Raw genomic sequence first — 14,904 nt, forward strand, 5'->3', positions numbered from 1 at the left:
CACATGGCACCGGACCATTGGCAAGTTCCAAATGCCTGATAATCGCCAACCATCTGGCATATGGCAAACGTCTGTTGGCAATACCCTTTTGGCATTCCTAGTTATAGACGGTTGAGTATTGCTTAGAAAAGCAATAGCGTAGTTTTCAGCGCGGGTGACGGGTCGCGCGATAACTTGCAATCGCGAGCCCGTTTGTGGCACGCCGCTGCGCGGCGAGGCTTTCGGGCGCAGACCCGGAGACCAAATTGAAAATCTATGCAGCCGCAAACTCCAAAGGTGGGGCGGGAAAGTCTTCCATGCTCGTCGCCTTCGCTTCCGCTTTGCACCATCAGGGCAAACGTGTCCGTATCCTTGATCTGGATTCACAAGGAACACTCTCGGAATGGTTGAATCCGAATAACGGGCTGGAGCCGCTCCCCGCCGATGAACTTCTGATCGAGGCCGGGCAGTTTGCCAAGGAAGACGCAGAAAATGCGAAACTCGCTTATGCCCACATTCTTGCGGCCGAAGAGGCGGGGGGCTTTGACTACCTGCTGATCGACACCAAAGGTGAGCCCAGCATGACCGCCGCGATGGCGATGGCTGTTGCCGACATGGTGCTCTGCCCGTCTGATGGATCATCGGCAGAATACAAGCCTATCCTGGTCACATACAGATCGTGTGAGGCGGCTTTGCAGCAAATTGGCAGCACTGCGGACCCGAAAGAAAAGTTTCGGATTGTGTTCACCCGGCAATCTGTCGCGCAGTCAGCCGGAATTCAGAAGGGCAAACAGGCGCTGGCAAAGCAGTTTCACTGTGTCGGCGGAATCGCCGACACAGCCGCTATGGATGACGCGCTGCGGACGGGCACAACGATCGGGCAGTTGATGGGCTTTGCTGAAGAAGCCATGGAACAGGCGGATACGCAGTCAGCCAGGTCGAACGCCCGCCGTATGGCGGATCGGTGCCAAAAGGCGCTGAGCAACGCTGATTTTGTGTTGAAGGCCTTGAAAGAAAGCGAGGCCAAACATGTCGCGGCCTAAGAGTATAGACAGCCTGCTAAACGGAGCTGCGTCAGACATCGCGCCAACTGTGACGGATCTGAGTAAGCGGGAAAAGACCGAACCTGCAGCTGAGGCAAAGCCGGAATCTGAGCCTGTCTTAGAGGCGAAGACTGAGCAGGTGGCAGACGGGACATCGACCGCAAAACCAAAACGGTTAAATCCGGCCCCTGCGAAACCAAAGCAGAAAGAACCTGCCCAGCCCGAAGACCTAGGTGCCACTGGGCAACCGATCAGGGTTCAGATATCAACTTCAGACGGCAGTGAGATTGCGGCGGCACTGGAAGAGGTCCGATCCAACATACCTGCCGCCTTCCAGAAAAACTTTAACCTTGGAGCCTTTTTCAAAGAGGTCCTGCAAGACAACGATGCCGCCATTGCGGCCATGATCCGGCACAACCTGAATGGGGATGCACGATGAGCAAGCGTAAAAAAGCCACGAATGAACCCAAGAGTGTCGTGCGGACTCCGATCCGGTTTCAGGTTTCAGCCCTTGAAGGCGGTGAAGTAGAGAGGGAATTTCTGGACCTGCTGGAAGATGTTCCGCCTGCATTGCGAGCGGGTGTGAACGTCGGAAGGTTGTTCCGGCAAGTGATGTTGGAAAACGACAAAGAAATTGCCAAGATGATCAGAAAAACGATGCAGGAAAGAAAGGTACATTGATCCCGTTTGATCTGTCGTGACAAACCTCCAATGTCACGCTGGTGGTCAGGGCACCGCTGGCCGAGGGTTAACCACAGGCTGACGCGGAGATATTTGGGGTCTCTGCTTACAGCCTGCTTCGGTCAGGCCAATTTCGCCCGGGGCTGAAATTGACCGGACTGGATAACCCTCGACCCCGCCAGCGGAGACGACTTTCCGAGAAAAATAGCCCAGCCTCAAAAGAGGCTGAGCTGGTCGCCCTGAATTGCCGGGCCATCACCCAGTGTTTTAATGCGCTCCTTGCGGGCCGCTTGCTCTTGTGCGGCACTTTCTGCATCAACATTGGCCTGAGCTTCCCGTTCTGCGCGTTGCTTCGCAAACGGATCACCATTCGCCGCAAAGAACACAGGCGCAGCGGCGGTGTACGCGCCCGCATAGGTTTCCAAACTGATGCTGTTGCCGTGAATGACCTGACCCGCTAGCCCGCGCGCGGTGAGTTGCAGGTAGGCCATGTGATAGGTCGCGCGTGACAACTCGGTTGCCCGGAACCAGACGCTTGTTTCCAATTCAAAGCCCATACCCTCGATGGTATCGGCCACGGCCAGCAACATGCCGCCCGCCCCGGCGGCGGGTTCGTCAATCGTTATGAACCCTTCCGCCTCGATGATCGCTTTGGCATTGGTCAAGGTCATTTCCGCCATCATGCGCGACACTTCATAAGGCGTGAAAAACTGGCCCAGCTTGGCATCCAGTACGCCAAGCTCACCCGCGACCATGCCGAGAAAATCACACCCACCGTTGCCGATCGTGCCCGCCATGATCGCCAGCAGTTCGGGCATCCGGCGGATGTCGTCTTTGTTGCGATAGCGCCCGACCACCTCCATATACTGGTTCTCAAGCGCGTCTCTTTGGGCTTCATCGGGGCAGGCACGCTTTGCCAAGGCGCAATAGGACAGTTCGCAGAAATCACGGAAAATCTCGTCCCGGTGCTTGGATCGGTCAAGCTCGTTGATGATCCGGACAAAATCATTGACCGCCGCAATCATGCTGACGCCTTGATTTCGGACGGGTCATGAACGGCCTGCTCATAGACTGAAACCGAATGGCCGCAATCGTCGCAGTCCCAAGCGTCATAAACCGCAGAAAGCTCCCATTGCTGTAGCTCTGCGTTCCATTCTGCATGGGCGTCCCGTCTCACGTTCTGCCCGCCGCAGTTCGAGCAATGGACGGTAAAGGGGGCGCTCATGCGCCGCCCCCTTTCAGTTCGGCCATTTTCTCGGTCAGCGTCCAAAGCGCGCGATTGAGCGCCTTGTTCTGGTCGATCCCGGCAACGGCGCGGGTCCGCTGACGGCGGGTCCGCCCATCGGCTGTCCGGACACGCCCGTAAATCCCGCCTCGGATGACATTTTCCTGAACCACGTTGAACGCGGTCCACAGATCGGCGGTGCGGTCGGTGTTACGGCGCGTGCTGAGCAACCGTGTCGCATCAATCGGCGCAGGTTTTCCACCTTCTTTGGCCGCATCGGGAAAACGCAACTGGTGTGCGGCTTCGGCCAAAATCTTCCGTTCCGCGTCGTTCACGGTGATGGCCTTGAAATCTTGCACCTGCTCCGTGATTTCTTCGGCATCGTCCAGAACGGTAAACGCGCCTTCAATGACTTCGGACACCGCGTTTCCCGAGTGCCGCACCTTCACCTCGTTAAAGGTATCACCCACCATCAGGCCATTGGCGCAGACAAACCGGAAATAGCCGGGGATCATCTGATAGCTGCTGGTCCCGTCATTGGCGTTGACCAGAACTATTTCGAAGGACTCGCCATCGCTGTTCGTGATCGAGCGGTGACGAAGCCTCAGCATGTGCTTGGTAAACGCAGCCTTGCCCGGTACACGGGTGTTCGCCTGCTGGGCATAGAACGGGTCAAACCCTTCTTTCCGCAACCCGTCCAGAACGTTTACGGTCGGAACCGGCACAAAGCGGTCGGATCGGCTCTCGTGACCTTCGGTTGCGAAAATTGACGGGACAGCATGGCGTAGCTGGTCGTTGGTCAACGCCTCCCCTGTCACCAGTCCGCCGCATGACATGCCCCGCATGTAACGATTGTAAGTCATCAGGAATGTTCCTCTGTGGTGATGCGGTGGCCGATCTGCGCCCGACCTGTCCGCTTGCTGTTGGTTGTGAACACAGCAGGCCAAGGAAACGGCCTGCTGGACTGACATCAGCGACCCTCGCCCCTCCGCGTGTTTCCCGGCGAAGGAGGGGGGCCGATGGAAAAGATCCGGATCTGATCAGAGGACTGGGGGTCAGGCTGAAAAACGGAAGGTTTGCGCGCTCTGCGCGTGAAAGCCGTTTTTCTGCTTGAGGCGCATGGGAAAGAGAAATGTGAGCCGCGCCCATGGCGCGGGTCTCTCTTCGCGCCTTCCCTCTGGGCTGGATCAGATACGAGAGCTTTTCGGCCCCCTGACGTTCGGGAAAACAAGCGCCGCAGACCGCTTGTCGGTCTGCGCTTTGCTCGATGTCTATCGAGCGTGGTCCTTGCAAAAGGCGAAGCGAACGGGCGTCACCCGAAGGGCCGAAACGGACGTGACCAGACGACTTGCGGCCGCGGTGAAGGCTGGCTCGGATGAGACAGGTTTCACAGCACTCGGGCCGCAGGGAGAATGGGCGTGTGTGGTTCGGGGCGTAAGCCGGTAAGGCCGGCTGGAGCCTAGCACGCGGTCATGCGCTGAAGGCGCGTGATTTGCCCTGATCACTATGTTGACTCCCGGCCACTCAGTTGATTGGGAAAAGCCCACTCAAGAATACCCGACGCGATCAGGCTATCAGGCGTTACTATTGATGCGTCGCTAAGCATGTCCCAAGACTGCTCTGCGGTGGCAGCATCTAGATCACCTTCAGGCGCTCTGGTTCCGGCCAGAAGCCGGAGCACAGGAACGGGCGACTTGCGCCGCCCTGCCCTTCGGCTATTCGGTTACGCCGTCCTCGTCGTTCCGCTTCGGGAAGGCCACCATTTCAACACCGGGGAACATGCTGTGTTTGACGGTGATCGACTTGATTTCGCCGGAAACGTCGTCGGTGTTTACGAAGAGAACCCCGCAGCGGTCCCAGTAGTTCGTACCATCTTTTTCACCGGTTTTGACATTCAGCTTCAGAGTTTGAGTTGCCATTTTCAGATCCTCGCTTTTGAGTGTTTCGATGAACATGGCTTTTGCGGGCACTAAGGGGATGTCAGCGGTTATTTTGTTTCGCGATGCAAAGCCGGGCTTGTCCGGCTGCGGAAAATAGCCGTTGAAGCTGCTGATCTGTTGCCAGATCAGCAGCGCCATTCCCGACTGCTCGCATATGTTCATCTTGAAGAAATACGGGGAGCGAGGATCATCACTGGCAACGGAGTGAAGACTGTCAGACCTGTGAAACGGCACGAACTACCGGGGCCGATGCGAGTGAAAGGCTTGAGCACCGATCCACATCTGATGGCGGCGAAACCAAGTCGATCCATCACACGCGCATTGCTCAGATCCGCGAGCTGATGGCCTTCTTGAAACGGGATGACCTACAAGAGATTGGTACAGCGCGTGGTTGCGCAAGTCGCCCTTTTCTATCAGCGGAGGCGGTGGGCCGCGGATGTCCTGGTGCCACGGTTCGGGGATGCACCGGACGCAATAGCGGCCGTCACAGCGAAGCGACCAGTCGGGCCGGCACATGGGGCAACGACCCCAGGTGCCAAGCGACAACAGAGGAACATCGACGCCGGTACAATGACAAAAGAATGGCCCGACGATGCGGGCCACCAGTCTAACCGAAGGAAAATCTGGAGGTAATGAAGCCAGCTTAGCGCTTGCGGGCCCGATCCACAACGCCGTCATATGTGATTGCCGCAATGCGATCGTCGGTGCGGCGGGACATTTCGATCCCGTCGCCGGTCATCGTTGACTCTGCGTGCGGCGTCCATTTGAAAATGCTGCCATCCGCTTCAACATGGGTTTCATCCTCGGCGGACCGGCGTTTAATCGACCCGTCATGCCGGATTTCAATGATCGTGTTGTCGGCCATGCGGACGGTCACCGAATGATCGTCCATCGCAACACCCTGCCACCATTTATCGGCATCACGACGCACAACGATCCGACTGGGATGCAGTTTGATTTGCACATCCTGGGTGTCTTCGGGATCAGCGGATTTGACGACGACAATGGCCTCCTGCTCGGTGACATCACTATGCAGAGATGCGCTGCCGTTCTTCGGCGGCCAAAGCTTCGGTTCCTCGCGTTTGCGCTTTTTCTGGTCCTTGTGGAACGCGATATACATCTGCGCAGATTTCCACACGCGGCGGATTGTGCTCTCTGCAGCGGGTGGCGTGGTGACTTTGGTCATGATTGCCAGTCCTCGTAGATCAGATTTTCAATCCGGCGAAACTCTTTGACATTGTTGGTGATGAGCGTCAGGGAGCGCGAAACCGCCTGCCCTGCGATCAACAAATCATAGGCCCCTATCGGCGTGCCTTTCCTGTACAGATCAGCGCGGATCAGGCCAGCGGCTTTCGCATCGGCGGCTGACAGGTCAAGCACTTCAAACCTGAGCGCATCCACACGCGCCACATTCTCAGCAACCTTCGCGCTTTTGTAAGCACCCCAATAGAGCTCATACATGACGACAGACGGCACCGCGAAGTCACCTGGAACATGCTCGGACAAGCTGGAAATCAGGCTGCTATTGGCCGCGATGATCCCAATGACGGCGTTGGTGTCGAGCAAGAATTTCACCTGAACACATCCAGTTCGGGGCGATCCTGCGGCGGTACATCTTCTTCGGCGGCCTGCGCCGCATCCTCATCGAGCGGACCCAGCTTGTGCAACTCGTCCAACCACTCCCAATCGTTTTCGATGGGTTCAAGAATGACCTTTGAGCCTTCGGCCCTGATCCGCACTTCATCTGTCTTGAACCGGAATTCTTTTGGCAACCGAACCGCCTGAGACCGGCCGGTCATGAACACTTTTGCAACCGCAGTATCTGGCATTGTCACCTCCATTTGGTATCTATCATAAATATATATCGCCTTGCCCCTCCATACAAGCTAAAGCTGACTGAAAACCCGCCTCCATCGGCTGTTTTCCGCGTTCGCTTTCAACCCGTTACCGCCTGCAGAAACATCATCGGCGTGGCAGGGCGCTTGCGCGCCCCGCCTGCGGTTTTTAGACCATGCCCTCGGGCACCCATGTGGCGATCCGCTTCTCGACCGCCTTGCTCAGCTTCATCGCCGCACGGGTCTCCGGGTCGTTGAACAGCGCATCCATCTTCTTGCGCTTTTCGCCCACCTTGAGGCTCTCGAAATTGTTCACCTGATAGTTGCCCTCCTTGAGACCCAGAACGGTGCGCCAGATGTCGTTGAGGTATGGTCCTGCAATCCGGCTAAAGAAGTTGTCGAAAGTTGGCGTCCAGACTGCGCGAATGTCGGTCTTGACCTCTTTGTCGATCAGGGTTTTCAGCGTCTTGTCGCCGCCGCTGAGAAGCCCCGCCAGATGCCGGATCAACTCAGCCTGAACGTGGTCGTCACCCTTTTTGCGGAACTTGCGGAACGCCTTCGCCAGATCGCGGTCAAAGGCATCGCCGTCCCATTCGGTTGGTGTCGTCAGGCGCTCATCCAATTCGTAACCGCTGCCCTCGGTGGTTGGCCAGTTCGGTACATCGCTTGCATTCAGGCCAATTGGATTGCCGTATTTCGTACCGCCTGAAACCTGAAAGGCCAGCAGGGCAAGGATCAGATCAGGATCGTTGACGGCGGCATGTTGGCGCGCACCTGTCACCACGCGGGCCAGATCATCAACCAGCGCCTGAGACATGCGCGGCTTACTGGACGTGTCGATGGCATCGGACGTCTTGTGCTTCGATGCGGCCAGTACGCCCGCAGCAACCGCCGCCTCTTTGTCCTCGGGCTTCACCAGCCCTTCGATCACGCTCAACTCACCCGAATTGCTGACATGCAGGATGATCCCGGCGCAATCCTTTTGAACGTCTGAGTAGCTTCCGTCCAGAATGGTTTGCAGCGCCTGCAACTCGGCTTCGCCTGCCGCGTCCAGAACCTCCGCCTCTGCAAGTTCGGCCAGTTCGTCATAGCGCTCGGCCTGTTCCTCGGTCAGGTCGCCTTGCTCGGCATAGATGCGGGCGCATTTCATCTGGTCGATATCGTAGCCGCCAAAATAGGTCGCATCGACGACCTCAGCCCATTTCCAACCCTGTTCCTGACGGACTGTGCGTGCGGCCACCGCCAGCTTGTCGGCGAAGCATTGATCAAGGATTGCCTCATCATCCAGCAGGGTCTTTTCGGCGAACAGATCGCCAGACACACGGCCACCGGCCTCTTTGTAGGCATCCAGACCAACATATTTTGCCCGCCGATCCGACGCGCTGACCGCATCCGGTTTCAGCATGTTCTTGATCTGGTATTCCGACAAGTGGCCTTTCCGGACCTGTTCCAGCACTTGCAAAATCAGGTCGGCGTCGTCGCAGATCGTAAACGCAGCCGCCTCGCCAAGGTTGATTTCCGTGGCAGCAAGTGCGTCAATCACCTGTTCCGGCAGGCCTGCCAGTTTCAAGCGCTTGTAAACATGGCCCTCTGTCACGGCAAAGGCGCGGGCGATGCCAGCGGCGGGCGCACCGGCCTTGTCCATCTTGCCATAGGCGCGGATTTCCTCGGCAGGTGACAGGTTCTTGCGCGTGATGTTCTCCGCAGTCGCCCATGTCTGGGCGGTTTCAACATCGGGCGCAATCATCACCAGCGGGTTCGCCAGTTCCGGGCGGATGTCGGCAAGGTCGTCGTGCTGTTCAGCCAGAGATTGCAGCGCGCGCAGGCGACGCCCACCAGCCACGATTTCAGCGCCGCCCTTGTCGTCGGCCAGACCGGCGATGCTCTGGATCAGGCCAACAGTCCAGATGGATTCCGCCAGTTCAACAATCTCGGCCTCTGGTACGGTCTGGCGCGGGTTGATGGGGGAAAGTGTCAGCGATGCCAGCGGAAAGCGGGCCTCGGTTGCAGTGATATTGGTTTGCTTAGTCATAGGGGTAACCCTTTTCTCATTGTGAAGTTTCGTGGTAAGGGTGCCCTACCCCTTCCGGGGTAGAGCGAGGCCGCTTAGGCGGCGGCGTGTTTCTTCAAGAAGGCGCGGGCGATCTTGGTGGAGAGGCCGCCCTTCTTGAGGTTCTTCCAAGCCAACTGACGTTGACGCTCAATGGTGTATGGGTTCAAATTCTCACCTTCCTTTCTGTTGTGGTGATGGTGGAGGAAGGGCGTTCATCGCCCTCCCCTTGGGCCTGCTCGACAGGCCAGCCTCGGCGCGGGTTAGAGAAACCCTGCTGCCGAACTCAATAATCGCTTGGGAATAAGATGGTCAGGACACGGCGCGTCTTGCTCAGATCGGTCGGCGCGGGTGTTCCGTACTGATATTTCTCGTCGTACAGATCGATCTTGAACCAGACCTTGTGGCCCATGACTTCCATAAATCCCATCTCATGGGTTCCGTGGGGATCGTTGTCCTCTTTGAAATCGTCATAGGTGGCGATTTGGTTCAGGCAAGCTGCAACAAAGCTGGAACCCATATTGTCGATAGCGGTTGTCTGAACGATGATCCCCTCTCCACCCTCGGGTAGACGCTTGCGGAAAGCGTCATTCTGCTGAGCGATGAGGGCATAATCGACCTGACCTGCTTCCTCGGTCTGTTTTGCGATTGCAGCCATAGTGGACCTCTCTTTCGTGGTGATGCGGTGGCCGATCTGCGCCCGGCCTAGCCGCTTGCGGTTTGTTATGAACACAGCAGGCTAAGGGTGAGGGCTTCACCCGAACGCCTGCTGGACTGACATCGACACCCGCACCCATTCAAGTTTTTCCCGGCGAAGGAGGGGGGCCGATGGAAAAGATCCGGATCTGATCCGAGGACAGGGGGTCAGGCTGAAATCGGGCAAATTTGGGAGGGACCTGCGCGCTGGCGCGTGGGAGGAACCGGGATTTTCACGATTTCTGCTTGAGGCGTACAAAAACGGAGAAATGCGAGCCGCGCCTGTGACGCGGCTCTCTCCTCACGCCTTCCTCCTGGACCGGATCAGATACGAGAGCTTTTCGGCCCCCTGACGTTCGGGAAAACAAGCGCAGCAGACCGCTCCGCGGTCTGCGATCGCAGTAGATGTAATGTCAGGGTTGGGGTGAGCGCGCGAGGCGCGTCGACCCCCTGCCCTGTCAGTTGATCAATGTGAGCCGCGCGCCGCGCGCGGGTCTCAATTCACCGTTTGCATGGTCCTGTCAGAAAACAAAAGCACGCGTGTTACCCTCCATCGGCGGCAACACCACATTTAGTATGCGATCTTTACAGTTGCACAATATCCTTGATTTTGAACCCCTTTTGTTCTATTCTTTAGTGACGCTGCCAAAGGGAAGAACACATGTCCGGATCTGCCAGTTCAGAAACACAGACAGCACTGCCTGCAACGGCCAAGCAACTTGCCTATGCACGCAAGTTGGCAGAGCAACAAAACGTCGTTTTGCCATGGGAAATCCAGCAAGATCGGCGCGCGATGAGCCAGTGGATCGACACGCAGAGGTCAGCACCTCGCGTACGCGACACCCGGCCAAGCTCCAAGCAGGTGGCTTTCGCGGAACGCATCGCCCGGATCAAGCGCAGTCCGGTTCCGGACGAGTGCTTTCGGGATCGCAATATGATGTCCCGCTGGATTGATAGCAACAAGCCCTGAACAATATCACGCTGGGTTGGCATCTTTAGCGTTGTATTGCCCTGTTGGAAGAACCTCCGATGCGGTGCTTTCATACATGCCTTGCTGCGTACCAATCCATTGAATAGAGCGCATCCTCTGACCATGAGATCCAACGACTATGCTCCGACCGGAACATAGCCTCGTCGGAGTTTTTGTGTTTCAAGTTTATGGAGCGCGTCAGCAGCCTGGGTTTCGACTTCGAGTAATCGCGCGCTAAGCTATCGTTACCGCCGTTCAATACCTTCATAGCCCCAAAGTCGAACAATGATGGTGTTCGTCGCACCAAGTTAGGGTGATGCAACCCTGACTCAACACGTTACGATTGGCACTCCCAGCATCCAAATCACTGCACCAAACTGGATTTCTATTGATTCCGTCCCCAGAATAAACGCCGCAACACACTTACCGAAGAAACAGATGCCCATATGTTTGTGTTTTTTCTGACTTCTAAGTTGGGTATGACGCGTATATGTTGTGCCTCCGGAAATCCGCTATAGAATAAATTGTGCATGTACGCATCGATTCAGATTCCCAAACCCACTGATGAGCATGTCCTTGAGCGAGCTCCAATTGAGTTATTCCGCAAGCTGCTAAACGATCCGAATACAAATACCTACGGCCGTCGCGGACAAGCTCAACAGGGAGTGGATATTGTCGGAAAACGCGACGGAAACCCAGAAAAATTCGTCGGCATTCAGTGTAAGCTAAAAGGGCACGACAAAGAGTTAACTGAGGAGATAGTAAGAGAGGAAGTCACTAAGGCTCTCTCGTTTTGTCCGCTTCTAGCGGAATACTTCATAATTTCCACAGCTCCAGATGATGCCAAGCTCCAAAAACTAGCACGCGAACTGGAGCTAGAAATAAAGTCGGAACATGATCGGCTAATTTCGATCCAAGTCTGGGGTTGGGATAGCGTCCAACGGGAAATTCAGAGGTTTCCCGAGGCTATAAAGGCGTTTTGCCCGGACTACACATGGCACTCAGACGGCATAAAAGATGGGATTAGTCAGATTGGCGCGGGCCAAGCTGCTCTGCATGATAAGCTGGATGCGTATATGCAGGTTACTCAAGCTGGAGCAACTGTCCCATTAGGTGCGCTTGGGGAAACGACACCCCCCGACCCACTTGAAAAACACATTGATCAAGAGATCGATAGCTATCGGGAAATTGCGAATTCTGGCCGTCCGCTTGATGCAATTGAGATGTTTAAGAACCTCGAAGATCGCCTCGAGAAAAATGTGGGTGGGCGCCTCAGGTTTCGCATAAAAGCCAACGTTGCTTCGTGTATGTTTGCACTTGGTGAGGGCGATGCCGCGTCAAAACTTCTTGTTGAGGCATGCGCACTGGCTCCCGAGGAGCCAAAAGCTAAGGCAAATTTGGCGATGGCTTATTTGATGCAGGGCAACTGGCGACAAGCACGGTCAGTTTGTGAAGAAGGGTTGTCAAAAGACGAAACCAACGAAGATCTCGCTGGGTATTTGGTTCAAGCTCTTCGGCAAGACCCAAAAGCGTCCAACCCATTGAGCTTAGTGCCGGAGTGCGTTCGATCATCAAAGCCAGTTCAAATTGCTTATCTCTTTTATCAAAGGCAGCGAGAGTTAACCCCGGATTGGTGGAAGTTTGCTAAAAACCTGCGCAATCAATATCCAGATGAAAACTATGTTCGTCAGGCGGCAGCGGAAGCTATCATTGACGAGGTTCTTACTGAGGAAGGAATTTCCAATAAGTACAACGTCCCACAACATAGAATTTCTGAACTCCAAACAGCGCAAGCTGATCTGCTCCACCTTTGGAAGCAGCATCAGGCGAGCCAAGCAGTTGTGCAGTCAGAGGAATTGGGGCTGTTTGCGAACCTGATACTAAGCTGTGATTTGCTAACTGATATCGATAACTTCACAACGCTGGTCAACGACGCTCACGACGACGTACTCGCGGACGAAGCGGTCGCGATCCGCGTAGCTCAGATGGCATTCAATATTGGCGACAATGAGATTTTCAAAGGCGCTATCGGTCGTCTTTCATCTGAAAAGCCAAAATTTCATTTTTCTTTTTATCACGCTCTCCAGGAGAGAGATTGGAACACGATTAAAGGCTTAGCGGGACAGGTAACCATACTGGCTGAGCCTCATGAGATAGAAATGTTCACGCTTGCGGTGAAAGTCGCACAGCTCGTCACCTTTGAAGGTGCCGTTTCGGCACAGCAGATACTTGACCTAGCGGAGGGAATAGAGAGCGATTTCAGATGCTATCTATTGCTGCTCAGCGCGCTGAACAAAAAAGGGTACGTCGACGAAGCGCATGATCTTTACTTGGCGGCTGTGCAGAAGATTTCCGCCTCAAACGAACATGCATCTAAAATTATGCTCGCGAACTATGCTTACAAAGAGCGTGACTGGGCAACCATCGTTCAGTCGCTTGGTAGTCTCGTGAACACTGAACGTGACAACGACGAACTACGTCTTCTTGCGACGGCATATGTTAATCTGATTCCGGCCTCAAAATCTGCAGTCAGATTTTTTGAGGGACTGCCCCCTGATCTCAAAAAACTGCCCTATTTTCTTGAGCGTGAAGCTGTCTTTCATTTTAACCGTGGTGCGTTGGCGCAGTCCGAACGCTGTTTTAGGGACGCGATAAAGCACTCAGAAGACCCTGATCTCGGGCTTTATCTCCCTCTTTTGTCATTGTTAGTGCGGTCGCGCAAAGAAAATGAAATTAATGCTCTTTCAGAAGAAATGAGCAAACTTGATTTAAGTGGTAGCGGTGAAGAGCAAGCGACCTATGCCCATTTTCTTATGTCTCAGGGCTATCCTGAGAAGGCAATGGTGGTTGCATATAGTTCACTTGCAGAGGCTCCAGAAAGCCCTGAAGTTCACAATGGCCTATGCACACTGATACTGATGAACACGAGACATGGGCCAAACGAGCGAGTTGTTCCATCCGTTTCAGTTGTCGAAAATGATTGTTGGGTTAAACTTGAACGTGCGGACGGTGAGTGTGTCGAACTTTTAGTTTGTGACGATCCCGAAAACGAGCCAAAACACTTATTTCCAAGAGCGGTCAGGGCTTCCGACAATCCGATTGCCAATCAATGCTTGGGTCATGCAGTTGGATTTGAGTTCGAGATCAAGGACGCCTTTGGGATCGATACAGTTAATTGGAAAATTACAAACATCGAGCATAAATACGGTCAGGCCTGCCGGAAAATAATGGACGGTTTTTCAGTTCTGTTTCCAGATTCTAGATTGATGGGCCAGATGAGAATGGCCGAAGGCGACGTTCAACCAATCTTAGAATACGTTCGCCAAAGAGCGGAATATCACCAAAACATCGCTGACTATTACATTGAAAACGGCTTCCCTCTCGCATTTATCGCAGCAATGCAAAGCTCCTCGGCAATACAGTTTGGGCATTATTTGCGTTCTTTGGGTGCGCAAATTATCGCTTGCAGAGGTTTAGATACAGAAAGGTCGGAAGCGTTTTCCTTAATAGACAGACGACGAATTGATGGAGTAGTTCTCGACGCTTATACTGCTTGGACGGTTGCTACGTTGGGTGCATTCAAAGCACTTAAGAAAGTATTTGGAACTCTATATATTCCGCAAACCTGTCTGGATGAAACAACAAGAATGCTTGTTGAGTTGGAAAACGAACCTGGTGAACGCTTCGGGTTAAGTTGGAAAAATGGAGAATTCTGGAAAGAAGAGCACTCAGAGACAGACGTGCGCCGTCAAGAGCAGTTCTTAAATGACGTCCACTCAGATATTTCCTCATATTGTCAGATTCTTCCGAGTGCAGCGCCCGATGACTTATCAGAAGCTTCGCGGGAGTTGCTCCAAAACATTTCACAAAGTGTATTTGATGCAGCATTTATTGCATCTGATGGAAAGCTTTTGCTGTCCGAAGACCTGCACTACAGAAACATTGCAAAGCACGAACTCAACGTTGATGGTATGTGGCTGCAAAGTGTTTTCATGTATGCATCGGCGAACAACTTTTTGGATTTCAAAGAATATTGCCGCTTCGTCATCGGTCTCGCCTATCGGGGACATGCGCATTTGTCGGTCAACGCAGGTGTGTTGGCGGAAGTTGCAAAGAATAGTGACTTTGAATTTGATGACTTTGAAGCCGTGGCAGATTTTCTGGGCACACGCGACGCGGACATTGTCTCGCATTATCATGTTGCATCTGATTGCATTGCTCTCATCTGGCGTTCTAGCAAGCTCAGCAAACATAATAAGCAAAAGTATTGCAGTACAATTTTGAGGAAACTGCTCAGATACCGGAGCGACGACTGGGCGACGACCCTAGCATTGATCTATGTAGCCGCATCAAAAAGCCTCAGAATTTTTGTATTCAAATGGACCAGAGGTCACTTTTTGCCTATCTCTGAGTTCTCTGAGGCGGTCACTAATGTTCTACAGATTCAATTTCCGGGTGAGTAGCTCTGAGCTGTGTTTCTGTGCG

14 protein-coding genes are annotated in these 14,904 nt (G+C 54.3%); 5 read left to right on the forward strand and 9 right to left on the reverse strand.

Annotated elements, in window-relative coordinates; genetic code table 11:
* Nucleotides 1-194 precede the first annotated feature (194 nt).
* Genes ACOQFT_RS01780 through ACOQFT_RS01790 form a run of 3 tightly spaced genes read left to right on the forward strand, consistent with a single transcriptional unit; the run spans nt 195 to nt 1,703 of the window.
* Entirely contained in the window at nt 195-1,022 is an 828-nt protein-coding gene (locus ACOQFT_RS01780; RefSeq protein WP_421596356.1) for an AAA family ATPase, read from the forward strand.
* A complete protein-coding gene (locus ACOQFT_RS01785) occupies nt 1,009-1,461 on the forward strand; it encodes a hypothetical protein (protein WP_421596357.1) in 453 nt (150 codons plus the stop codon). Before ACOQFT_RS01780 ends, ACOQFT_RS01785 begins: the two co-directional genes overlap by 14 nt.
* Nucleotides 1,458-1,703 carry a hypothetical protein gene (locus ACOQFT_RS01790; RefSeq protein WP_421596358.1) on the forward strand — a complete coding sequence of 82 codons (246 nt, stop codon included), beginning with the start codon at nt 1,458-1,460 and terminating at the stop codon, nt 1,701-1,703. The genes ACOQFT_RS01785 and ACOQFT_RS01790 overlap by 4 nt, the downstream gene beginning before the upstream one ends.
* Nucleotides 1,704-1,918: 215 nt before the next feature.
* Here the strand turns inward: ACOQFT_RS01790 and ACOQFT_RS01795 are convergent, their stop codons facing one another.
* From ACOQFT_RS01795 to ACOQFT_RS01835, 9 genes are all read right to left on the reverse strand, one after another.
* Nucleotides 1,919-2,728 carry an N-6 DNA methylase gene (locus ACOQFT_RS01795; RefSeq protein WP_421596359.1) on the reverse strand — a complete coding sequence of 270 codons (810 nt, stop codon included), beginning with the start codon at nt 2,726-2,728 and terminating at the stop codon, nt 1,919-1,921.
* Nucleotides 2,725-2,928 (reverse strand): hypothetical protein, encoded by a 204-nt coding sequence (locus ACOQFT_RS01800; RefSeq protein ID WP_421596360.1) that lies wholly within the window; start codon nt 2,926-2,928, stop codon nt 2,725-2,727. Before ACOQFT_RS01800 ends, ACOQFT_RS01795 begins: the two co-directional genes overlap by 4 nt.
* Nucleotides 2,925-3,791 carry a DUF932 domain-containing protein gene (locus ACOQFT_RS01805; RefSeq protein ID WP_421596361.1) on the reverse strand — a complete coding sequence of 289 codons (867 nt, stop codon included), beginning with the start codon at nt 3,789-3,791 and terminating at the stop codon, nt 2,925-2,927. The genes ACOQFT_RS01800 and ACOQFT_RS01805 overlap by 4 nt, the downstream gene beginning before the upstream one ends.
* An 852-nt stretch (nt 3,792-4,643) precedes the next feature.
* The gene (locus ACOQFT_RS01810) at nt 4,644-5,006 is read right to left on the reverse strand and encodes a hypothetical protein (protein ID WP_421596362.1); all 363 of its coding nucleotides are present in this window, start codon (nt 5,004-5,006) and stop codon (nt 4,644-4,646) included.
* Nucleotides 5,007-5,511: 505 nt separating this feature from the next.
* Nucleotides 5,512-6,054 carry a hypothetical protein gene (locus ACOQFT_RS01815; RefSeq protein WP_421596363.1) on the reverse strand — a complete coding sequence of 181 codons (543 nt, stop codon included), beginning with the start codon at nt 6,052-6,054 and terminating at the stop codon, nt 5,512-5,514.
* Nucleotides 6,051-6,443: a type II toxin-antitoxin system VapC family toxin gene (locus ACOQFT_RS01820; RefSeq protein WP_421596364.1), complete on the reverse strand. Its 393-nt coding sequence runs from the start codon at nt 6,441-6,443 to the stop codon at nt 6,051-6,053. The genes ACOQFT_RS01815 and ACOQFT_RS01820 overlap by 4 nt, the downstream gene beginning before the upstream one ends.
* Nucleotides 6,440-6,697, reverse strand: a complete 258-nt coding sequence (locus ACOQFT_RS01825; RefSeq protein WP_421596365.1) for an antitoxin — start codon at nt 6,695-6,697, stop codon at nt 6,440-6,442. Before ACOQFT_RS01825 ends, ACOQFT_RS01820 begins: the two co-directional genes overlap by 4 nt.
* A gap of 175 nt (nt 6,698-6,872) precedes the next feature.
* Nucleotides 6,873-8,735 carry a ParB/RepB/Spo0J family partition protein gene (locus ACOQFT_RS01830; RefSeq protein ID WP_421596366.1) on the reverse strand — a complete coding sequence of 621 codons (1,863 nt, stop codon included), beginning with the start codon at nt 8,733-8,735 and terminating at the stop codon, nt 6,873-6,875.
* 304 nt (nt 8,736-9,039) lie between these two features.
* A complete protein-coding gene (locus ACOQFT_RS01835; protein ID WP_421596367.1) occupies nt 9,040-9,411 on the reverse strand; it encodes a DUF3768 domain-containing protein in 372 nt (123 codons plus the stop codon).
* 699 nt (nt 9,412-10,110) lie between these two features.
* Here ACOQFT_RS01835 and ACOQFT_RS01840 point away from each other — a divergent pair.
* Both ACOQFT_RS01840 and ACOQFT_RS01845 read left to right on the forward strand, forming a co-directional pair.
* Complete coding sequence (locus ACOQFT_RS01840; RefSeq protein WP_421596368.1) at nt 10,111-10,419, forward strand: hypothetical protein; 309 nt, start codon at nt 10,111-10,113, stop codon at nt 10,417-10,419.
* A gap of 530 nt (nt 10,420-10,949) precedes the next feature.
* Complete coding sequence (locus ACOQFT_RS01845) at nt 10,950-14,882, forward strand: tetratricopeptide repeat protein (protein WP_421596369.1); 3,933 nt, start codon at nt 10,950-10,952, stop codon at nt 14,880-14,882.
* Nucleotides 14,883-14,904 lie beyond the last annotated feature (22 nt).

Origin of the sequence: Ruegeria sp. MALMAid1280 (assembly GCF_049195285.1) — a bacterium.
Classification (GTDB): domain Bacteria; phylum Pseudomonadota; class Alphaproteobacteria; order Rhodobacterales; family Rhodobacteraceae; genus Ruegeria.